The sequence below is a fragment of the Polynucleobacter sp. AP-RePozz3-80-G7 genome (assembly GCF_018882145.1).
GTDB lineage: Bacteria > Pseudomonadota > Gammaproteobacteria > Burkholderiales > Burkholderiaceae > Polynucleobacter.
In genome coordinates, this window is record NZ_JACVPC010000004.1 from 123,965 (window position 1) to 145,837 (window position 21,873).

Sequence of the window (21,873 nt, forward strand, 5' to 3'; positions counted from 1 at the left end):
ACCGAATAGGTTTTATGGCACAGGACTTATGCGGTGGCTAAATCAGCAGCGCTGGTGAAGGAGTCAGCAAAGAACTCTTCCTCTGGCAGTTGACACTTGGCTAAGAAGTCATTTCTGGCAGCATTGACCATGACTGGGGCGCCACAGGCATAGACCTGGAAACCTTTCATATCAGGATGGTCCGCCATAACAGCTTGATGCACAAAGCCAGTGCGACCTTGCCAGGCGTCTTCAGCCAAGGCGTCCGAAATCACTGGGATGTATTTAAAGTCGGCAATTTCTTTTTCCCAGGCTTTGCACAAGTCATCTAAATACAAGTCACTAGGGCGACGTCCACCCCAATAGAGGTGAATGGGTCTTTCTATCTTCTTTGCTTGCATTTGCTCAATGATCGATTTGATTGGAGCAAAACCTGTGCCAGCGGCAACAAAGATAATTGGATTTTTGGAATCTTCTCTCAAGAAAAAGCTCCCCAAGGGGCCTTCAAAACGAAGAATGTCTTTTTCTTTTAATGCGGGTGTGACGGCGCCAAATACAAAGTCAGTAAACAGGCCGCCTGGCAAATGACGAATGTGCAACTCCAGCGGACCTTCTTGCTCGGGCGCGTTGGCGATTGAGTAAGCGCGGCGTTGGCCATCCTTAAGGAGAAACTCCAAATACTGCCCAGCCAAGAATTGAAAGCGCTCTGCAGCGGGTAGTTGCAGCTTGAGAATGGCGACATCATCACTAGGTTTGGTAATCGCGTTGACTCGGCATGGCACCTTGCGAATCGCAATATCACCCGCCCCTTGGACTTCACGAGCTTCAATCAGCAGGTCTGATTGGGGATGGGAGCAGCAAAATAGAATGCCACCCGCAGTCTCATCGGCCTTGCTCAGGGCGCTTTCACTATGCTGACCATGGGTGACTTGACCTTCTAGAACTTTACCTTTGCAGGAGCCGCAAGCACCATTTTTGCAGCCATAGGGCAGGTTGATGGCTTGACGAAGAGCAGCCTCCAGGAGATTCTCATCTGGATTGACGGTGAATTGTTTGCCGCTCGTTTTGAGCGTGACCTGATAAGACACTCTCATTCCTTTCAATAAATCGTTACGATGTTACTTATGCAATCTTTTGGTAAGCCTTCAATCCTGATTATTGGCTGCGGAGACATCGGTCTTCGGGTAGCTAAACAAATGTCGCGAAGCCACCGTGTCTTTGCGCTCACTTCTCAACAAAATCGCTTTCAGGAGTTGAGGGCGGTTGGCGCGATTCCTGTTTTGGGTAATCTGGATCATCCAGAGTCTTTATGGCGCCTTAGCGGTTTAGCTCAAACCGTCATTCATCTAGCGCCACCTCAAAATGGTGGAAATCGTGATTGCCGAACCCGCAACCTTCTCCGAATTTTAGCCCAAGGCTCCAATGCCGTCAGGCGCCTGATCTATATCAGCACTACCGGTGTTTACGGTGATCATAGGGGTGGAAAGGTGAGTGAGGCTACCCCAGTAAGCCCCCAAAGCGAGCGAGCCCAAAGAAGGGTTGATGCCGAGAGAATTCTCCGTTTATGGGCGCCCGCCCATGGAGTAGCTTTGACAATTTTGCGCGTCCCGGGAATTTATGCAGCCGACCGCTTACCGATTGAGAGGCTTCAGGCGCAAACACCCGCATTACTGCCAGAAGAAGACGCTTATTCGAATCATATTCACAGCGATGACTTAGCGAGGCTAGTCTGCGCAGCGGTCTACTATGGCAAGCCTCAGCGCATCATTAATGCCTGTGATGGCGGTGAGACCAAAATGGGTGATTACTTTGATGAAGTGGCCGATGCCTTTGGGCTAGAAAGACCGGCTCGATTGCCTGGTAACGAGTTACAAAAAATCGTCAGTCCGATGCTTTGGTCCTTTATGCGTGAGTCACGCAGAGTGACCAATCAGCGCTTGCCGGAATTAAAAACACCACTACGCTATCCCAGCGTAGGACATTTTCTAAAAACTATTTCCAAGAATCCTTGAGGCCAACCGTACGGTTAAATACTGGCTTGCCAGGTTTGGAGTCATTCTTGTCGGCAACAAAGTAGCCGTGACGTTCAAACTGGAAACAATCTTCCGCTGTGGCATCTTTCATGCTGGGCTCTAAGTAGGCAGAAATCGTTTGCTTAGAGTGGGGATTGATTGCTTCTAAGAAATTCTTGTCACCACTATCTGGGTGGGGGTCGCTAAACAGGTGATCATATAGACGCACTTCTGCAGGAATCGCTTCAGCCGCGCTGATCCAGTGAATATTGCCCTTGACCTTGTAGTTATTGGAGCCAGCAGTACCGCTCTTGCTATCGGGAAAGTGTGTCACGTTGACTTGGGTGACATCTCCTTGTGCATCGGTTTCAAAACCAGTGCATTCCACTACAAAGCCATGGCGTAAGCGAACACGGCTACCTGGCTGATCTCCAATCGGTGGATATAGTCTGAAGAATCCCTTGATGGGTTCCTTCATAAAGTCATCCGCTTCAATCCATAGATCGCGCGTGAAATGAAATTCACGATTACCCCACTCTGGGTGATTGGGATGACGCGGCGCAGAACAAGCCTCTTTTGCTAAGGCATCAAAGTTTTCCACTACGAGCTTGAGTGGCTTGAGTACTGCAGTAGCGCGTGGAGCTCTGACTTCTAGATCATCACGTAATGCTTGATCAAGGGTGCTCATATCAATCCAGCTATCAGCTTTAGAGACACCAATGCGCTCGCAGAACAGACGAATACTTTCTGGGGTATAGCCGCGGCGACGGATGCCGACGATGGTTGGCATTCGAGGATCATCCCAACCCTCAACATGCTTTTCTTCTACAAGCTGCAGTAACTTACGTTTACTGGTGATGGTGTAAGTCAGGTTGAGGCGTGCGAACTCATATTGATGTGGCACTGGGTCTTTAAAGACACCCAATTCTTTTAATGAGTTCACAATCCAATCGTACAAGGGACGGTTGTTCTCGAACTCTAGCGTGCAGATAGAGTGAGAGACATTCTCCAATGCGTCTGAGATGCAATGTGTGAAGTCATATAAAGGGTAAATACACCATTTGCTGCCCGTGCGGTGGTGATCGGTATGGCGGATACGGTAAACCACGGGATCACGCATCACGATGTTGGGATGCGCCATGTCAATTTTCAGCCGCAATACATGCTCGCCATCTCTGAACTTCCCGGCACGCATTTCACGAAATAAGGAGAGATTTTCTTCTGGGCTGCGATCGCGATAAGGGCTATTTTTTCCGGCTTGGCCAAAGTTACCGCGATTGGTATGAATATCATCAGCACTTTGGCTATCGACATACGCTTTGCCATTCTGAATCAAAATTTCAGCAAACTCATATAGTTTGTCAAAGTAGTCGCTTGCGTGATAAAGATGGGTTCCCCAATCAAAACCTAGCCATTTCACTGCATCCAAAATGCTGTCGGCGTATTCCACATCCTCTTTAACTGGGTTGGTGTCGTCTAGGCGCATATTGCAGCGCGCACCCCCAGCTTGATTGTTGTAATCAGCTGCTAAACCAAAATTGAGGCAAATACTTTTAGCGTGACCAATATGCAGGTAGCCATTAGGTTCAGGCGGAAAGCGGGTGATGATCGATGGGATGGGCTCCCCAGCTAAGTTAGTGCGCTGTGCAAAAGCCCCGCTTGCCAAATCATGATCGATGATCTGGCGCAAGAAATTAGACGGTTCGGCTACAGCGCCGGTATTTGCTTTGGAAGGTTTGCTATCTTGGGACATTGCCACATTGTAGAGAAAACCCTCAGCCCATAAAGAAAAAGCCCGCAAACAGCTGCGGGCTCGTTTCTGTGAGGTGTAAAACTATCAGTCTTCGACAAATGCCTCTTCGCGAGTCTTCTTGACTGCCGGCAAGGTAACCATGACCACCAAGAGTGCTGATGCAATCAGTAATCCCAAGGAAAGTGGACGAGTCAGGAAGGTTGTGAAATCGCCACGAGATAACAATAGAGCGCGGCGGAAGTTCTCTTCCATCATTGGTCCAAGTACGAAGCCCAAAAGCAATGGAGGCGGTTCGCAACCCAGTTTGAAGAAGAGGTAACCAATGATGCCGAAGGCAGCGGTCACGTATACATCAAACACGGTGTTGTTTACGGTATAGACGCCGATACAGCAGAAAACCAGAATGGCTGGGTACATGAAGCGATAAGGAATCTTCAGTAACTTTACCCAGATACCAATCAAGGGCAAGTTCAAGAGAATCAACATGACGTTACCAATCCACATGGAAGCGATCAGACCCCAGAACAAAGCTGGGTTGCTGGTCATTACCTGAGGACCTGGTTGAATATTGTGAATAGTCATCGCACCAACCATCAAGGCCATCACTGCATTTGGTGGAATACCCAAAGTCAACAATGGAATAAATGAGGTTTGAGCAGCAGCGTTATTAGCTGATTCAGGACCAGCAACACCCTCAATAGCGCCTTTACCAAACTCATGGCTGTACTTGGATGATTTTTTCTCAACAGAGTAAGCGCCAAATGCGGCAAGTGCTGCGCCGCCGCCTGGCAAGATTCCAAGAATCGAACCAATCGTTGTGCCGCGCAGGATGGAAGGAATCATGCGCTTGACGTCTTCCTTGGTAGGAATCATGGTGGTCATCTTATTGAGGAAACCTTCATCCTCATCCGTCTTCTCAAGGTTGCCCATGATTTCTGCGAAACCGAATACGCCCATAGCAACAGCAACGAAACCAATACCGTCACTTAATTCAGGAATATCAAACGCATAACGCGAAACACCAGAGTTAACGTCAGTGCCGATTAGGCCCATTAAGAGACCTAAGACAATCATGCCAATCGCTTTGATCAAGGATCCTGATGCCAACACAACTGCGCCGATCAAACCGAGAACCATGAGGGAGAAGTATTCTGCTGGACCAAACTTAAATGCCAGCTGTGAGAGTGGTGCAGCAAATGCAGCCAATACCAAAGTTGCAACGCAACCAGCAAAGAATGAGCCCATGCCAGCGGTGAACAATGCAACACCAGCTCGACCATTTCTGGCCATTTGGTAGCCATCAATCGCCGTCACCACCGAGGATGTTTCTCCTGGGATGTTCAACAGAATTGCTGTTGTAGAGCCGCCGTACTGTGAGCCATAGTAAATACCAGCCAACATAATCAATGCTGCGATTGGAGGCAAGGCATAAGTAGCTGGCAACAGCATTGCAATCGTGGCGATTGGACCCAAGCCTGGCAGTACACCAATCAGGGTTCCCAATACGCAGCCGATCAGGCAGTAAAGAAGATTTTGTAATGTAAACGCGGTATCGAAACCGAGAGCTAAATTAGCAAATAAGTCCATTTTCAGTATCCCGGTACGTTATTGAAGAAAGAAAGGCAGTAATGGGAACTGTAATTTCAGACCCAAAACGAATACCGAATAAGTGAAAACAATTAGAAATGTGGCATTGATTAAAGTGCCTTTCCAATGAAATTCATGACTTGCGCTGGCTGACATAAACACCAAAACGAACACGGCTACGATAAAACCCATCGTTGGCAAAAGGACGCCGTATGCAATGACAGATCCTGTAATGAGGCCAATGACCTTCCAATTGAAAGGAGGGATTTTTTCAATCGCTGCTTTAGCGCTGAGTGACTTCACTAAGATAAGTAAACCCAAGGCTGTCATTACTAGGCCTAGCCAGAAGGGAAAGTATCCAGGCCCCATTTTGGCGGCAGTTCCCATTGGGTACTGGGTAGCCATGATGGTAAAAAAAAGGCCAATGACCATATACATTAGGCCAGCCCCAAAATCTTTTTGATTGCGGATTTCCAAGTTGCGCTCCTTAATTACCGACTTATTTGTCGATTTATTGATGTTGAGCGATTGTAAGGCAGGATATGGGGATCTTGTCTAGGGTTTGCCCTAGAGAGGTGCCAATGCGATAATTATTGCCATGAAAGTCTCCCAAATTCGCCAAGCCTATCTGGACTTCTTTGCCCAAAAAGGTCACCAAATCGTCCCTTCCAGCCCAGTAGTGCCGGGGGATGACCCAACCCTGCTATTTACTAATGCAGGCATGAATCAATTTAAAGATGTGTTTTTGGGCTTCGATAAGCGCCCATATAACCGCGCGACGACTGCCCAGAAGTGCATCCGGGCCGGTGGAAAACACAATGACTTGGATAACGTCGGATATACCGCGCGTCACCATACCTTTTTTGAAATGTTAGGAAATTTCTCTTTTGGAGATTATTTCAAGAAGGACGCTATTCAATTTGCCTGGGATTTATTGACCCTAGTTTTCAAGTTGCCAAAAGAAAAACTCCTAGTCACTGTCTATGCTGAAGATGACGAGGCTTATGACATTTGGAATAAGCAAATTGGTGTGCCCGCCGATCGCATTATTCGCATTGGAGATAACAAGGGTGCGCGTTACGCATCGGATAATTTTTGGATGATGGGTGATACAGGTCCTTGCGGACCTTGCACTGAAATATTCTACGATCACGGCGAACATATTCCTGGAGGTCCTCCTGGAAGTCCTAATGAAGATGGTGACCGCTTCATCGAAATTTGGAATAACGTATTCATGCAGTACAACCGTGACGAGGCCGGTGTAATGCATCCGCTACCTAAGCCTAGTGTTGATACAGGCATGGGTCTTGAGCGTATTGCAGCAGTCTTGCAGCATGTTCACTCCAATTATGAAATTGACCTCTTTGTCAATCTCCTCAAAGCTTCCAAGGGGGCTGTAGATGCTGCTGGTGGCGAGAATTGTGACGCACAAAGCCCATCACTCAAAGTGATTGCAGATCATATTCGCGCATGTAGCTTTATTGTCGTTGATGGTGTCATTCCAGGTAATGCTGGTCGTGGTTATGTATTACGCCGCATTGCACGTCGCGCGATTCGTCATGGTTATAAGCTGGGTGCACGTAAACCATTCTTCTATCAGTTGGTTCCTGCGCTCGTTAAAGAGATGGGCGAAGCCTATCCGGAGTTGCGCGCCGCACAAGATAAAGTCAGCGAAGTTATTAAGCAAGAAGAAGAGCGCTTCTTCCAAACGATTGCCAATGGCATGGAAATTTTGGATGGTGCTTTAGCTGGCGGCGCAAAAGTAGTCGACGGAGAAACTGCTTTCCGTTTACATGACACTTTTGGATTCCCGTTGGATTTAACGGCTGACGTTTGTCGTGAACGTGGTGTCACTGTTGATGCAGATGGCTTTGAAATAGCGATGCAGAAGCAACGCGATCAAGCAAGAGCCGCAGGCAAATTCAAGGTGGCTCAGGGCCTAGATTACAAGGGCCAATCTACGCAGTTTCATGGTTATGACACCTTAAAGCATGATGGCGCCAAAGTGACTGCGCTTTATGTGGATGGTTCTGCCGTTCCGTCAGTGAAGGCGGGCGATGCGGCCGTGATTGTTTTGGATAACACCCCTTTTTATGCTGAATCTGGTGGCCAAGTAGGGGACAAAGGTGAGCTGCGCAACGAAAGTATTCGTTTTGCAGTGGAAGATACCTTCAAGATTCAGGCTGATGTATTTGGTCATCAGGGTGAAGTGCTTGAGGGTGAGCTCAAAGTAGGTGATGCGATCAATGCTCTAGTAGATACCCAGCAAAGAACCGATACGATGCGCAACCATAGTGCTACTCATATCTTGCACAAAGCCTTGCGTGAAGTACTGGGAGATCATGTGCAACAAAAAGGGTCACTGGTAGATGCCACTAAGACCCGTTTTGACTTTACGCACAATGCGCCTATTACTGCTGAGCAAATTCGCCGTATTGAAGATATCGTAAACCAAGAGATTCTGGAAAACACAGCCACTTCAGGCAAAGTCATGTCTTTGGATGATGCGCAAAAGACTGGAGCCATGATGTTGTTTGGCGAGAAGTACGGCGAAGAAGTGCGAGTACTGGAGATAGGTTCTTCTAAAGAACTTTGTGGCGGTACTCACGTAGGACGTACTGGTGATATCGGTAGCTTGAAGATTGTTTCGGAGGGCGGTGTTGCAGCCGGCATCCGCCGTGTTGAGGCTGTTACTGGTAATAACGCGCTGCATTTCTTGCAAGGTTTAGAAGACAAGATTAATGAAGCTGCGGCGATTCTCAAAACCCATCCTGGTGATTTGGTTAATCGCGTTACGCAACTTCAAGAAAGCCTGCGTCAAGCGGAGCGCGAATTAGAAAAAGTGAACTCTAAGTTAGCGGCAAGCCAGGGAGATGAGTTGGCGGGTCAAGCCATTGATGTGAATGGCATCAAAGTCCTTGCTGCACGACTTGATGGCGCTGATGCTGGCGTGCTTCGTGAAACCATGGATGCTCTCAAGGCAAAGTTGAAGACTGCTGCCATTGTGTTGGCCTCGGTGCAGGGCGATAAGGTGAGTTTGATTGCTGGTGTAACGGCTGATTCGATTGGCAAAGTAAAGGCAGGCGATCTCGTGAATTTTGTTGCCCAACAAGTGGGCGGTAAAGGCGGCGGTAAACCAGAAATGGCGATGGCCGGCGGAACTGATCCTAGTAGGCTGGGCGCTGCTTTAGAGGGCGTTAAAGACTGGATAGCAAGCAAATGAGTGAGCCAGTGAATATTGCTTTTAATGCAGAGGTAGATGCGATTGGTATGAACTGCCCATTGCCTATCTTGCGTACTAAAAAAGCATTGGCAACGATGCAGTCAGGTGAAGTCTTAAAGATTAAGGCAACCGATGCGGGCGCCGCTCATGACTTCCCTGCATTTGCCAAGCAAACTGGAAATGAGTTGCTTGCAAGCACTACGGAAGGTGATGTACTGGTTTTCTTTATGAAGCGTAGGTAAAAAATAGTCTGGCGTTCATACTTCTTGGTAAGGGACCAAACAAAAAGGCAGAGACTCATCTCTGCCTTTTGCATATCTAGCCTCGGAGGGTTACTTTAAAGACCAGCCTCTTAAATACTCAGCGAATTCTTCGCCAACTTCTTTGTGCCGTAGAGCAAAATCTACAGAAGCTTTGAGGTAGCCCAACTTACTACCGCAGTCATAGCGAACGCCATCATATTCGTAAGCGAATACAGGCTCTTCTTTTAGTAATGCAGCAATGGCATCGGTGAGTTGAATTTCTCCGCCGGCGCCAGGCTTCACATTACGAATGTGATCAAAAATCTTTGCTGAGAGCACATAGCGCCCAACTACCGCCAGGTCAGAAGGCGCATCTATTGGCTTCGGTTTCTCGACAATGCCATTGAGGCGATAAATACCTTTGCTAACCTCATCCCCCGAGACAATTCCATATGAGCTACTTTTGGCGGGGTCGATTTTTTCTACTGCCAATACCGATCCTTCTTGCTCTTCATATACTTTGAGCATTTGTGAAAGTACTGGTGGCTGACCATCCAAAAGGTCATCAGCTAAGATCACTGCAAACGGCTCGTCACCCACTACCCGGGCGGCGCAGAGAACTGCATGACCTAATCCCAATGGTTCGGCTTGTCTAATGTAGATGCAGTCCACATTGTCGGGTTTAACACTGCGAACAAGTTGGAGGAGGTCCTGTTTGTTCTTCGCTTCTAGCGCTGCCTCTAGCTCGTAGGCTTTATCAAAGTGATCTTCAATCGCGCGTTTGCTACGGCCCGTCACGAAAATGAGCTCTGTAATACCGGCCGCAACAGCCTCATCTACCGCGTACTGAATCAGCGGCTTGTCCACCACATTGAGCATTTCTTTTGGGCTGGCTTTAGTGGCGGGCAAAAAGCGCGTACCAAATCCCGCAACAGGAAATACAGCCTTAGTTACTTTTTTGGAGCCGAAATGGATTGACATGGGTGGTCCGTTCTTACCGTTTTTATTTAAGACGCTCTAATTGTGCAACAAGCTTCTCATGATTTTGCTCAAAGCCAGCAAGACGTTGTTTTTCTTGAGCAACAACATCAGCTGGCGCGCGAGCCACGAAGCTTTCATTGGTCAATTTGCCCTTGGCTTTATTGATTTCAATGGCTAAGCGCTCAATTTCCTTGCCTAGACGGATTCTTTCGGCGCCAACATCCACTTCAATCTTGAGTAAGAGCTTGATATCGCCCACCAAGGCAATTGGCGCGCCTGGAGCATCTTTTTCTAAAGCAGATTCATCGCTGTAGATTTTGACCTCAGTTAATTTAGCAAGCGCCATGAGATAAGGGGTCGCTTTTTCCAGAAACTCTTTTGGACCGCAGATCCAGAGCGGCACCTTTTGACCGGGAGGAACCTGCATCTCGCCACGAAGATTTCTGCAGGCATCCACGATTGCTTTGATCTGCGCAACCCAGGCTTCACTCTTCTCATCAATCTTTTCAGGCTGAGCAACAGGATAAGGTTGGAGCGCAATGGTTTGTTTTTCTTGCTGTGCTAAAACTTTTCCAGATTTAGGGCCAACAGTCTGCCAAAGTGTTTCGGTAATGAAGGGAATTAAAGGATGTGCCATGCGTAAAATGGTTTCCAGGACACGCAAGAGGGTACGGCGAGTGGCACGTTGCTGTGCTGGCGTACCGGTCTGTAATTGCACCTTAGCAAGCTCGAGATACCAATCGCAATACTCATCCCAAACAAATTGGTAAATGCTGCTGGCAATATTGTCAAAGCGATAAGCTTCAAAGCCTTTAGCTACCTCGGCTTCAGCCCTTTGTAGTTGAGAAACTATCCAACGATCAGCCGGCGAAAAATCCAAATAGCCATCAGGGCCGCACTGATGATCACAAGGCGCAAAGCCATTGTCTTCATCGCCACCAGAGCAATTCATGAGCACAAAGCGAGTGGCATTCCAAAGCTTGTTGCAGAAATTACGATAGCCTTCACAACGCTTTTGATCAAAGTTAATATTGCGACCCAGCGAAGCTAAAGAGGCAAAAGTAAAGCGCAGTGCATCAGTTCCAAACGCAGGAATACCATCCGGAAACTCTTTCTTTGTTTTCTTGCTAATACTCTCGGCTTGTTTTGGATTCATGAGGCCAGTAGTTCTCTTGCCTACTAGTTCTTCAATCTTGATGCCGTCAATCAAATCAATTGGATCCAAAGTGTTACCTTTAGATTTGCTCATCTTCTGACCCTCAGCATCCCGAACCAGGCCATGAACATAGACGGTATGAAAAGGTACTTTTCCGGTGAAGTGGCAGGTCATCATGACCATGCGTGCTACCCAGAAAAAGATGATGTCAAAGCCAGTCACCAAAACAGATGAAGGCAAGAAGTGATTTAAGGCAGGCGTTTCTTCTGGCCAACCTAAAGAGCTAAATGGTACGAGCGCAGAGCTGAACCAAGTATCCAGAACGTCAGGGTCACGGTTGAGTTTGCCGGTGTAACCAGCCGCAGCAGCTTTCGCTTTAGCCTCTTCCTCGGAGCGCCCCACAAAAATTTGCCCATCATCGCCATACCAAGCGGGGATTTGATGGCCCCACCAGAGTTGACGGGAGATGCACCAGTCTTGAATATTCTCTAACCACTGGGTATAGGTGTTAATCCAGTTTTCTGGAACCAGCTTGATATCGCCCTTGGTTACTGCATCTAAGGCGGCGCCAGCAATCGAGGAGCCGGGTTGATACTTGTTATCGGGACTAGGTTTGGACATCGCCACAAACCATTGGTCAGTGAGCATGGGTTCAATAATGGTTTGGGTGCGATCACCGCGTGGCACCATTAATTTATGGGGCTGAACTTTTTCCAATAAGCCAGCAGCCTCTAAATCAGAAACGACTTGCTTGCGTGCTGCGAATCTTTCCATACCTTGATACGCAGCCGGAGCATTCTCATTGATCTTGGCATCCAAAGTGAGGATGTTGATCATTGGTAACTGATGGCGTTGACCTACTGCATAGTCATTAAAGTCATGCGCAGGAGTGACTTTTACAACGCCAGTACCAAAATTCAAATCCACATAGTCATCAGCAATCACGGGGATTTGGCGATCGCACAAAGGCAAACCCACTGACTTGCCGATGAGATGTTTATAGCGCTCGTCTTCTGGGTTCACCATGACGGCAACGTCACCCAATAGTGTTTCTGGGCGGGTAGTGGCAACAGTGAGGTGGCCAGAGCCATCGGTCAATGGATAGCGGATATGCCACATTGATCCATCTTCTTCTTCGCTCACTACTTCTAAATCAGAAACTGCCGTACCTAAAACAGGATCCCAGTTCACCAAGCGCTTGCCGCGGTAAATCAAACCTTGTTCATGTAGGCGAACAAAGACTTCGACAACTGCCTTGGACATCTTGCTGTCCATCGTGAAATATTCTTTGCCCCAATCAATCGAAGCGCCTAGGCGACGAATTTGACGGGTAATCGTGTTGCCGGAAGTTTCTTTCCACTCCCAAACTTTTTCTAAAAACTTTTCACGACCTAAATCATGACGAGAAACTTTTTGAGCATCGAGTTGACGCTCCACAACAATTTGAGTCGCAATACCGGCATGATCTGTGCCCGGTACCCATAAAGTATTTTTGCCTGTCATACGAGCATGACGAACCAGGCCATCCATGATGGTTTGATTGAATGCGTGACCCATATGCAGAGTGCCGGTCACATTAGGTGGGGGCAGCTGAATAGAAAAGTCCCCCTTGCCCTCATCCATGGTGGAGTCGGCGATACCTCGGCGTTCCCACTCTGGACCCCAGTAGGCCTCTATCGGGGCGGGTTCGTAGGATTTAGCGAGCTCGTCCGCTGAGCTAGCCGCTGGTGAATTAGGGGTATTTGAGGCATTTGGCATAAGAGGCAAATTATAATTGGGCTGATGTACTCAGACTTGCTCGCGAACCTCAATCCAGAACAGCGCGAGGCAGTGACCCTCCCGCCCGTCCACGAAAATGGCCAAGCCCAATCAGCCTTGATTTTGGCTGGGGCAGGGAGCGGCAAGACCCGCGTCCTCACCACCCGTATAGCCTGGTTGATTCAGACCGGCCAGGTATCCCCTATTGGCGTCCTAGCGGTGACCTTCACCAATAAGGCTGCCAAGGAGATGATGCTTCGTCTCAGTGCCATGTTGCCGATTAATACACGTGGAATGTGGATTGGCACCTTTCATGGTCTTTGTAACCGTTTATTGCGTGCTCATTACAAGGAAGCGGGTTTACCGTCGACTTTCCAAATCTTGGATACCCAAGATCAACTATCGGCAATTAAGCGCCTGTTGAAGGGCTTAAAAGTCGATGATGAAAAATATCCTGCAAAGCAGTTGCAATACTTTATTGCCCACGCCAAGGAGCGCGGTCAACGCGCAAAAGATTTAGCGCTTGGCGATGACTTCCAAGCCAAGATGGCGCAACTGTATGCGGCTTACGATGAACAATGCCAACGCGAAGGCGTGGTGGATTTTGCTGAACTCTTATTGCGCAGCTATGAATTACTCAAACATAGCGAAGCGATTCGGACTCACTATCAAGAGCGCTTCCGTCATATTTTGATTGATGAGTTTCAAGATACCAACGCCTTGCAGTATGCATGGCTTAAATTATTGTCTGGTCATGACGCAAGTCGCATCAATGTCAGTGGCATGGGTAGTAGTTCCGTTTTTGCGGTGGGCGATGATGATCAAAGTATTTATGCATTCCGTGGCGCCGATGTTGAAAATATGCGTCTCTATGAAAAGCAATACCACCCATTGATGGTGAAGTTAGAGCAGAACTATCGCTCACACGGCCATATTCTAGATACAGCTAATCACCTCATTGCGAATAACTCCGAGCGCCTTGGTAAAAACCTGCGAACCGATGCTGGTCATGGCGAGCCAGTCCGTATTTATGAGGCGCCTAGTGATCATGCCGAGGCAGCTTGGCTGGTGGACGAGATCAAGGCTTTAGTCAATAGTGGCATCAAGCGCACTGAAGTAGCTTTACTCTATCGCAGCAATGCACAGTCACGCATTATTGAGCACGCATTATTTTCTGCGGGTATTCCGTATCGTGTGTACGGCGGTTTGCGGTTCTTCGAGCGCGCTGAAATTAAACATGCGCTCGCCTACTTACGCTTGCTCGAGAATCCAAATGACGACACTTCATTCTCTCGAGTAGTGAATTTTCCAACCCGCGGAATTGGGGCGAGATCAATTGAAGCCTTGCAAGATGCTGCCAGGGCACAACAATGTTCTTTATACCTAGCTGCCTCTACTTTAGAAGGTAAAGCCGGTGCTGCGCTAAGTGGATTTGTGCGTTTAGTAGACCACATGCGTGAAGCCACCCGTCACAACACTTTGCCAGAAACAGTCGAATTTGTAATTCAGCATAGTGGCTTGATTCAGCACTACCTCTCTGAGCGTGAAGGACAAGATCGCGTCGAGAACTTGCAGGAATTGATTAACGCTGCCACTGCCTTTATTGCTGAGGAAGGTTACGGTCAAGATGCAGCCGCCGCAATGTTGCCGGGGGAAAATGCTCCCGGCGTTATCGAGGTTTCACCTTTGGCCGCTTTCCTATCCCACGCCTCATTAGAGGCTGGCGATAATCAAGCCCAAGCCGGACAAGATGCTGTGCAGTTAATGACGGTGCACTCAGCCAAGGGTTTAGAGTTCACTTCAGTGTTCATTACCGGTCTTGAAGAGGGTTTATTTCCCCATGAGAACAGTGTGAATGAGCAAAACGGCTTGGAGGAAGAACGACGTTTGATGTATGTGGCGATTACACGTGCCAAGGAGCGTCTGTATCTCTCACACACTCAATCACGGATGTTGCATGGCCAGGTACGCTACAACATGCCTTCCCGCTTCCTAGAAGAGCTTCCATCCGATTCATTGAAATGGCTCACCCCTAAAGCAAGAGATGCTCGCTGGGGTGGTGGCAGCTCAAGATCGGGATCCACGTGGCAAGATGGCTATACCCGTCAACGCGAATATGAGTCGAATGATTTTTTTGATTCAGGTTCTGAACGTCAAAGACCGGCGAAGCGAGTTGGTTCAGCTTCGATGGAAGTGAAAAGACTGGCCTCTCCGCCTCGCGGAAATTACCCGTTCACCATTGGGCAGAATGTGTTTCATACGAAGTTCGGTGAAGGACGCGTGACTGGTTTAGAGGGTGTGGATGCCGATGCAAGGGCGCAGGTTAATTTCAAGCGTCATGGCATCAAGTGGTTACAGCTGAGTATTGCAAAGCTTGCTGCGATTGACTGATAAATCAATTAAATAGGCAACACCACTTCATCTTCTGTGAAGCAAGCTTTCCAAGTCGCATAAAAAGAGCAGTGCATTATCGTCAAGCCCGCCATAGAAATCGGGGCGATGATGAACGAGGCTGCCTGCCCCAGATCAAGCGCATCAAAAATCATTCCCACTGTTAGCGGAATGGCAATCAGAATGGCACTCCAAATAGCTAAATACAGAAAGAACGCGGCTTTATTGGCCCAGCACGCTAATGCGCTAGAGAAGAGTGCTTGTGGCACAGACATATCGGCCCATGCAACTAAGACTGGTGAAAACCACATCAACATTGCTACTGGTATGTACAGTATGGCGCCAAATAAAAGCACCAAGTAAACCTGACGTAAAGCCTCGGGTGTGATGGGTTTATCGCTAGTCATTAATGGCAAGAGTAATTCAAAGTCAACCAAGAGACTCAAGATAAAACTGAGCAACAAAATCATGCCGGCATATACCAGGCCTAATTGCAGAATTCTCTTTCGCACAATAAGACTTGACCGCAGGGCGATCAAATAGACCATCGGCCTAATGCGCTCCTTTTGAATGCCTTGGCGGCAAGCGGTCATGAATCCAACAGAAAGAGTTGGCGTGAGCAGAAGAACTGCAAAGACGCCAATCACTGGAATGACGACTGCTAGTTGCGCTGCAAAGACGTACATAAAGACCAGCATTAAAAAGCCCAAGGGATTTTGTTTAAAGAGCCAAATGCCTTGTCTAATCCAGGTGTAGCCTTCTTTGGGTGCTACGGAATTCAGTTTCATAGTGAGCGGCGACTTAAAAGAATGCGTTCAAAGTGCGTAGGGTCATGCGGGGTTAGCATCTGCGCATCACGCGGCAAATAGAAGTCCCAGAGTCTTGAAACCCAGAAGCGTAAAGCTGCTGCACGCAACATGAGTGGCCAGCTAGCTTGCTCTTCTTTGGTGAGAGGGCGAACTGACTGATAGGCTTTCATGAACGCGTCTAAGCGAGCAGGATCTAAATCTTGCTTGTTATCTGCAAGACACCAATCATTGGCAGTGACGGCGATATCAAATAGCCATTTATCAGTGCCAGCAAAGTAAAAATCAAAGAAGCCACCCAAATGATCTTGAGAGATATCAGATCCTTTGGGATCAAATAAAACATTGTCGCGAAAGAGATCGCAATGACTCGCCCCTTGCGGCAATCCATCATAGGTGCCTGAGGCAAAAAATTCCTCTTGAGTTTGTAACTCATGAGTAATGAGCTCTTTCTGGGGCGTGCTTAAGTTTGGTAATACCGAAGGTATTGTTTTCTGCCACCAAGCAAGGCTACGAAGATTCTCTTGGGACTTTGGAAAATCTTTTCCAGCCAAATGCATCTTCGCTAGCATCTCGCCAACAAGAGCGCAATGATTGGCTTCTGGTTGGAGTCTGGAAAGGCCTGGTAGCTTGGTAACAATGGCTGCCGGCTTGCCTTTGAGGGCAAAAAGAATGTTGCCCTGTTTATTCTCGATCGGCTTGGGTACAGGCACACCTTTGTTTGCTAGGTGGCGCATTAACTCTAAGTAGAAAGGAAGTTGTTCCGCAGATAATCTTTCAAAGATTGTTAAAACATATTCCTGCTTCTTGCCATCTTTAGTGGTATCTAAGAAAAAATTAGAGTTTTCAATACCACCATGAATGCCACGAATTTCAGTGGCTTGGCCGATATCAAAGTCTTGAGCAATCCATTGAGAAATATCCTCAAGCTCGATCGGGGTAAATACAGCCATAAATCAGTAAATGCTTTTTAAGTTAAAAGGGAATGCTGACGCTAGGAACGCTGATCAGATCGGTATCTTTTGGGGGTCCTGGCATTACTGTTGTAGGTGGCGCCATTTCATAACTGGTATAGGGCGTTTTTACATCTACCTGCGTTGGAGAATTGACATCTTTGTATTCGGTTACAGTGGTGCCGTTTTTATCTCGGTATTGATAGTTTGGCTTGCGTTGCTCAGGGTTGGATGTCGCGCCACTTGCGCTCACCGCAGGTGCGAGTGGCTGACTATTGATACGGTTTAATTCCGATGGGCTCAGTGCCTGGCTGTTATTCTGAGCGTGGGCTGCAGTCGTGCCAAAAAGTCCAAAAACCACCAAAAAACTCATTAGGGTTAGGCTTTGGCTTATTGAGTGGCTAATTAAGTTCGTTAAATAATGCATTTTTTCACCTTTTTAAGCCTACTCTCGGACGGTTCCTTAACCAGACCTGTAGGCAATTCACAACTAGATTGTACGATTGCGGTATGACTAAACATAGACTCTTGTTGGTAGACGGTTCTAGCTACCTCTATCGCGCCTTCCACGCCATGCCAGACCTCAGAAATGGGGCTGGAGAGCCCACTGGGGCTATTTATGGCATGGTGAATATGATGCGCCGGGCTCGGTCTGAGCTTAAGGCCGACCATATTGCCTGTGTTTTTGATGCTAAGGGGAAGACCTTCCGCGACGAAATGTACTCAGAATACAAGGCACATCGCTCCCCCATGCCTGAGGATTTGGTTAAACAGATTGAGCCAATTCATGCCATGGTGAAGGCCTTGGGTTGGCCGGTATTGATGGTATCTGGTGTAGAGGCTGACGATGTGATTGGGACTTTGGCTTGCCAAGCTACCCAAGCAGGTTGGGAAACCATTATTTCTACTGGTGATAAAGATTTAGCGCAATTGGTAAATCCTTCGGTCACCCTTATTAATACGATGACAAATGAGAAGCTCGATATTGAAGGTGTCAAAGAAAAGTTTGGTGTACCACCAGAATTGATTGTGGATTATTTATCCATCATCGGCGATACCGTTGATAACGTGCCAGGTGTTCCAAAGGCGGGACCAAAGACAGCCAATAAATGGCTAGCGGAATTTGGTAATCTCGATAACTTGATGGCAAATGCAGATCAAGTTAAAGGCGTAGTTGGTGAAAACTTACGCGTAACGCTTCCTTGGTTGCCGCAAGCTCGTCAACTCATTACGGTAAAAACTGATTGTGATTTATCACCCCATTTACCAAGCTTAGATGACTTGCATGCTAAGTCTGAAGATGCTCCTTTATTACGTGAATTATTTGAGCGCTATGCATTTAAGACTTGGTTGCGTGACGTTGAAAAGAAGCTTACAAGCCCAGAGAATAAAGGTGAGATGGCCGAATTTGATTTAGCAGGCAGTCCAATTTCTTCTTCTGGCACAGGTACTGATGAGGAAAAAAAGACCCGCGTGATTGCCAGCTCGCCGACCAAGGATTTATCACAAGCAACTCGAGACTCGCAAGATGCAGTTGAGCGTCACTACGAATGCGTGGTGGATGAAGCGAGTTTAGAGAGGTGGCTAACGAAGATTGAGGCATCTGAATTAACAGCAGTTGATACGGAAACTACTAGTCTTGATGCGCTTGCGGCAGAACTTGTTGGAATTTCTTTATCAGTAAAGCCGGGTGAAGCTTGTTACATTCCAGTTGCTCACCGCAACGGTGAAGTACAACTTGATCGTGACCTAGTGCTTGCGCGTATGAAGCCTTGGTTGGAAAGCACAACGAGTTTAAAAGTAGGCCAAAATTTAAAGTACGACGCCCATATCTTTGCAAACTATGGCATTACCCTAAAGGGTGTTGCATTTGACACCTTGCTGGAGTCTTATGTGCTTGAGTCGCACATGCCCCACAATATGGACAGCTTGGCTGAACGCCATCTGGGCATGAAAACCATTCGCTATGAAGAGGTGTGCGGCAAAGGTGTTCACCAAATTGGTTTTGATCAAGTCGATCTCCAAATAGCAACAGACTATGCGGCAGAAGATGCTGACATAACTTTGCGCCTGCATTTGGAGTTATGGCCGCAGATTCAGGAAAACTCAGGCTTGCTCTATATCTACGAAAAGGTAGAAATGCCCGCTATGCGTGTGCTCGGAATCATGGAGCGTAACGGCATTCGGATTGATTCAGGATTGTTGGCCAAACAAGGCCAGCAGGTGGGCAAACGTTTGCTTGAGTTAGAAGGCGAAATTCACAAGCTAGCAGGTCAGCCTTTTAATATTCAGTCACCTAAGCAGATCGCAGAAATTTTATTTGGACAACTTGAGCTTCCGGTAATTAAAAAGACGCCTTCAGGCGCACCCTCTACCGATGAAGAAGTGTTGCAGAAGTTAGCGGAAGACTATCCCTTGCCTGCGCGCATTTTGGATTACCGCAGCTTAGCAAAGCTAATGTCCACCTATATTGAGAAGCTTCCTCGCATGGCCGATCCCAAGACGGGCCGCGTTCATACGAACTTTTCTCAAGCTACTGCAGTCACAGGTCGCCTAGCATCAAGCGATCCAAACTTGCAAAATATTCCAGTGCGCACAGAAGAGGGGCGTCGTATTCGTGAGGCCTTTGTTCCAGCAGACGGATGTAAATTGTTGTCGGCAGATTATTCCCAAATTGAGTTGCGCATCATGGCACATATCGCCGAAGATGAAAATCTCTTAACGGCATTTAAAGAGGGTAAGGACGTTCACCAAGCCACTGCAGCAGAGATTTTTGGTGTTCCATTGGATGATGTCAACTCTGAGCAACGTCGTTACGCCAAGGTAATTAACTTTGGCCTGATTTACGGTATGAGCGCTTTTGGGTTAGCTGGCAACTTAGGTATTGAGCGTTCTGCTGCGCAAAACTATATAGCCAAATACTTCGATCGTTATCCAGGGGTGGCTCAATATATGGAGCGTACACGTCTCGAAGCAAGAGAGAATGGTTATGTAGAGACGGTCTTTGGGCGACGTCTTTGGTTGCCAGAGATCAAGGGCTCCAATGGTCCGCGACGCCAAGGTGCTGAGCGGGCAGCAATTAATGCCCCTATGCAAGGCACCGCAGCTGACTTAATCAAATTGGCCATGATCGCAGTTGAGGATTGGCTCGAAAAAGAGCAGCTCAAAACCAAGCTACTACTACAGGTTCATGATGAGTTGGTCCTAGATGTGCCTTTTGATGAGCTTGAAGTAGTACAGGCCAAATTACCCGGTTTGATGTGCAATGTCGCTCGGTTAAAGGTGCCTTTGGTGGTTAGTATTGGGATTGGCGATAATTGGGAAGAGGCGCACTAAGTATTCAATGAGAAATGCAGGCCAGGAGATAAGGTAATGAGTAAAGACATTCAAAATAGTCGACGCAATTTTATGAAAACATCTGCAATTGGCGTGACTGCTATTGGGGTTGGATTTGTAGGGGCATCCGAGCCTGTCATGGCTGCGGCTATTGAAACGGATTTCAAAGGCATTAAAGCTGGTGAGCAGATGATCCCCGTTGGTAGCTTTCAGTTACCAGCGTATGTCTCTCGACCTGAAAAAGCGAAAGGCTCTTTGCCCATTATTATTGTGGCGAGCGAGATTTTTGGTGTGCACGAATACATTGCTGATGTCACCAGACGTTTTGCAAAGTTGGGATATCTTGCGATTGCCCCAGAGTTTTTTACGCGCGCAGGCGACCCTAATACTTACGGCACTATTGCTGAAATTATGACTAATATTGTGGCCAAGACTCCTGATGCTCAGGTTTTAAATGATCTACAAGCTGCTTTAGTGTGGGCTGGCAAAAATGGCGGTGACTTAAAGCGCGTCGGTGTTACTGGCTTCTGTTGGGGTGGTCGTATTACTTGGTTGTCCGCAACCTTGCCGCAGGTGCGTGCCGGTGTAGCTTGGTACGGTCGTCTGATCGGCGAGAAGACTGAGGGCAATCCTCGCCATCCTATAGATATTGCTGCTGATTTAAAGGCGCCAGTGCTCGGCTTGTATGGCGCCGCTGATACCGGAATTTCTTTGGAGAGTATTGATCAAATGCGCGCAGCTTTGGCAGAGGCCGCCCCCAAGAATCCTGTCGCCAAGGCTTGTGAATTTGTAGTTTATCCAGATACCCCCCATGCATTCCATGCTGATTACCGCGCAAGCTATCGTGAAGGTCCTGCGAAAGATGGTTGGGAAAAGTGCCTAGCCTGGTTTCAGAAAAACGGAGTGGCATAAGCTCGATGACTGTTTTACAAAGTATTCTCCTGGTGACTGCGTTAGCGGGAACTGCTAGCGTCTTGGTGGCCGCAAGCTGTTCTTTGGCCATGCTCTCCAAGATGGTCAACAATATGGTGAGCCTATCGGTCGGCATATTGCTAGCAACCGCTTTACTCCACTCCTTGCCTGAAGCATTTAGCATGGAAGGTGCAAAACCTCAGTTCTTATTTGCTACTTTGCTTGCTGGGTTATTGGGTTTCTTCTTGCTTGAGAAGATCGCATTATTGCGACACGACCACCATCACGAAGGTGATGGGCACCACCATCACCATGGCCATGATGCAGAAAATGCTGGGCGTAGTGGCTGGATGATTTTGGTTGGCGATGGTATTCATAACTTCGTAGATGGCATCTTGATTGCTGCAGCCTTTATGGCCGACCATCAAGTGGGTATTTTTACGGCCATTGCGATCATTGCCCATGAAATCCCGCAAGAGATCGGTGATTTCATTGTCATGTTAAATGCTGGCTTTTCCCGTGCACGAGCCTTGTTGTACAACCTTATCTGCGGTTTATCAGCAGTAGTGGGTGGCGTATTGGCTTATTTCTTCTTAGAAAAAGCGCATGCAGCGATGCCATATTTATTGGTGATTGCTTCTAGTAGTTTTATTTATATTGCAGTGAGTGATCTCATCCCGCAAATGCACCGTCGCCCTCACTGGGTCGAGTCTTTACGTCAGACGGTCTTGATTGCTTGTGGCGTAGGGTTTGTGATCCTATTGTCCTTATTGCACTAACAAGC

General features: G+C 47.7%; 16 protein-coding genes. 7 read left to right on the forward strand and 9 right to left on the reverse strand.

Annotated features, from left to right (window positions below; all coding sequences use genetic code 11):
* Window positions 1–26 precede the first annotated feature (26 nt).
* Window positions 27–1,067: a 2Fe-2S iron-sulfur cluster-binding protein gene (locus tag ICE90_RS09120; protein WP_216192111.1), complete on the reverse strand. Its 1,041-nt coding sequence runs from the start codon at window positions 1,065–1,067 to the stop codon at window positions 27–29.
* 27 nt (window positions 1,068–1,094) lie between these two features.
* Between ICE90_RS09120 and ICE90_RS09125 the strand changes: the two genes are divergently transcribed.
* On the forward strand, window positions 1,095–1,991 hold the full coding sequence (locus tag ICE90_RS09125; protein WP_255533347.1) for an SDR family oxidoreductase: 897 nt from the start codon (window positions 1,095–1,097) through the stop codon (window positions 1,989–1,991).
* On the opposite strand, the gene ICE90_RS09130 is transcribed toward ICE90_RS09125, so the two are convergent.
* The 3 genes from ICE90_RS09130 to ICE90_RS09140 form a co-directional block, all read right to left on the reverse strand.
* Window positions 1,972–3,744 carry a glutamine--tRNA ligase/YqeY domain fusion protein gene (locus tag ICE90_RS09130; protein ID WP_216192112.1) on the reverse strand — a complete coding sequence of 591 codons (1,773 nt, stop codon included), beginning with the start codon at window positions 3,742–3,744 and terminating at the stop codon, window positions 1,972–1,974. The two genes, ICE90_RS09125 and ICE90_RS09130, sit on opposite strands and share 20 nt — an antisense overlap.
* 84 nt (window positions 3,745–3,828) lie before the next feature.
* The gene (locus ICE90_RS09135) at window positions 3,829–5,331 is read right to left on the reverse strand and encodes a tripartite tricarboxylate transporter permease (RefSeq protein ID WP_215320857.1); all 1,503 of its coding nucleotides are present in this window, start codon (window positions 5,329–5,331) and stop codon (window positions 3,829–3,831) included.
* A gap of 18 nt (window positions 5,332–5,349) precedes the next feature.
* Window positions 5,350–5,808: a tripartite tricarboxylate transporter TctB family protein gene (locus ICE90_RS09140; protein ID WP_215320855.1), complete on the reverse strand. Its 459-nt coding sequence runs from the start codon at window positions 5,806–5,808 to the stop codon at window positions 5,350–5,352.
* Window positions 5,809–5,929: 121 nt separating this feature from the next.
* Here ICE90_RS09140 and alaS point away from each other — a divergent pair, with 121 nt between their 5' ends.
* Both alaS and ICE90_RS09150 read left to right on the forward strand, forming a co-directional pair.
* Window positions 5,930–8,554 (forward strand): alanine--tRNA ligase, encoded by a 2,625-nt coding sequence (gene alaS / locus ICE90_RS09145; protein ID WP_216192114.1) that lies wholly within the window; start codon window positions 5,930–5,932, stop codon window positions 8,552–8,554.
* A complete protein-coding gene (locus ICE90_RS09150; protein ID WP_216860890.1) occupies window positions 8,551–8,796 on the forward strand; it encodes a sulfurtransferase TusA family protein in 246 nt (81 codons plus the stop codon). Before alaS ends, ICE90_RS09150 begins: the two co-directional genes overlap by 4 nt.
* A gap of 90 nt (window positions 8,797–8,886) precedes the next feature.
* On the opposite strand, the gene galU is transcribed toward ICE90_RS09150, so the two are convergent.
* Window positions 8,887–9,777: a UTP--glucose-1-phosphate uridylyltransferase GalU gene (gene galU / locus ICE90_RS09155; protein ID WP_215320851.1), complete on the reverse strand. Its 891-nt coding sequence runs from the start codon at window positions 9,775–9,777 to the stop codon at window positions 8,887–8,889.
* Between the two features lie 22 nt (window positions 9,778–9,799).
* Window positions 9,800–12,691 (reverse strand): valine--tRNA ligase, encoded by a 2,892-nt coding sequence (locus ICE90_RS09160; protein WP_216192115.1) that lies wholly within the window; start codon window positions 12,689–12,691, stop codon window positions 9,800–9,802.
* Window positions 12,692–12,715: 24 nt separating this feature from the next.
* On the opposite strand from ICE90_RS09160, the gene ICE90_RS09165 reads away from it, so the two are divergent.
* Entirely contained in the window at window positions 12,716–15,082 is a 2,367-nt protein-coding gene (locus tag ICE90_RS09165) for a UvrD-helicase domain-containing protein (RefSeq protein WP_216192116.1), read from the forward strand.
* A gap of 8 nt (window positions 15,083–15,090) precedes the next feature.
* On the opposite strand, the gene ICE90_RS09170 is transcribed toward ICE90_RS09165, so the two are convergent.
* Genes ICE90_RS09170 through ICE90_RS09180 form a run of 3 tightly spaced genes read right to left on the reverse strand, consistent with a single transcriptional unit; the run spans window position 15,091 to window position 17,214 of the window.
* Window positions 15,091–15,870 carry a BPSS1780 family membrane protein gene (locus ICE90_RS09170; RefSeq protein ID WP_216192117.1) on the reverse strand — a complete coding sequence of 260 codons (780 nt, stop codon included), beginning with the start codon at window positions 15,868–15,870 and terminating at the stop codon, window positions 15,091–15,093.
* Window positions 15,867–16,841: a homoserine kinase gene (locus ICE90_RS09175; RefSeq protein WP_215320843.1), complete on the reverse strand. Its 975-nt coding sequence runs from the start codon at window positions 16,839–16,841 to the stop codon at window positions 15,867–15,869. Before ICE90_RS09175 ends, ICE90_RS09170 begins: the two co-directional genes overlap by 4 nt.
* Before the next feature lie 22 nt (window positions 16,842–16,863).
* Window positions 16,864–17,214 carry a hypothetical protein gene (locus tag ICE90_RS09180; RefSeq protein WP_255533348.1) on the reverse strand — a complete coding sequence of 117 codons (351 nt, stop codon included), beginning with the start codon at window positions 17,212–17,214 and terminating at the stop codon, window positions 16,864–16,866.
* Window positions 17,215–17,351: 137 nt separating this feature from the next.
* On the opposite strand from ICE90_RS09180, the gene polA reads away from it, so the two are divergent.
* From polA to ICE90_RS09195, 3 genes are read left to right on the forward strand one after another with little or no spacing between them, the layout of a single operon-like run.
* A complete protein-coding gene (polA, locus tag ICE90_RS09185; protein ID WP_216192118.1) occupies window positions 17,352–20,177 on the forward strand; it encodes a DNA polymerase I in 2,826 nt (941 codons plus the stop codon).
* 36 nt (window positions 20,178–20,213) lie between these two features.
* Window positions 20,214–21,089, forward strand: coding sequence for a dienelactone hydrolase family protein (locus ICE90_RS09190; protein WP_216192119.1), 876 nt, complete (start codon window positions 20,214–20,216; stop codon window positions 21,087–21,089).
* Window positions 21,086–21,868, forward strand: a complete 783-nt coding sequence (locus ICE90_RS09195) for a ZIP family metal transporter (protein WP_370624667.1) — start codon at window positions 21,086–21,088, stop codon at window positions 21,866–21,868. Before ICE90_RS09190 ends, ICE90_RS09195 begins: the two co-directional genes overlap by 4 nt.
* Window positions 21,869–21,873 lie beyond the last annotated feature (5 nt).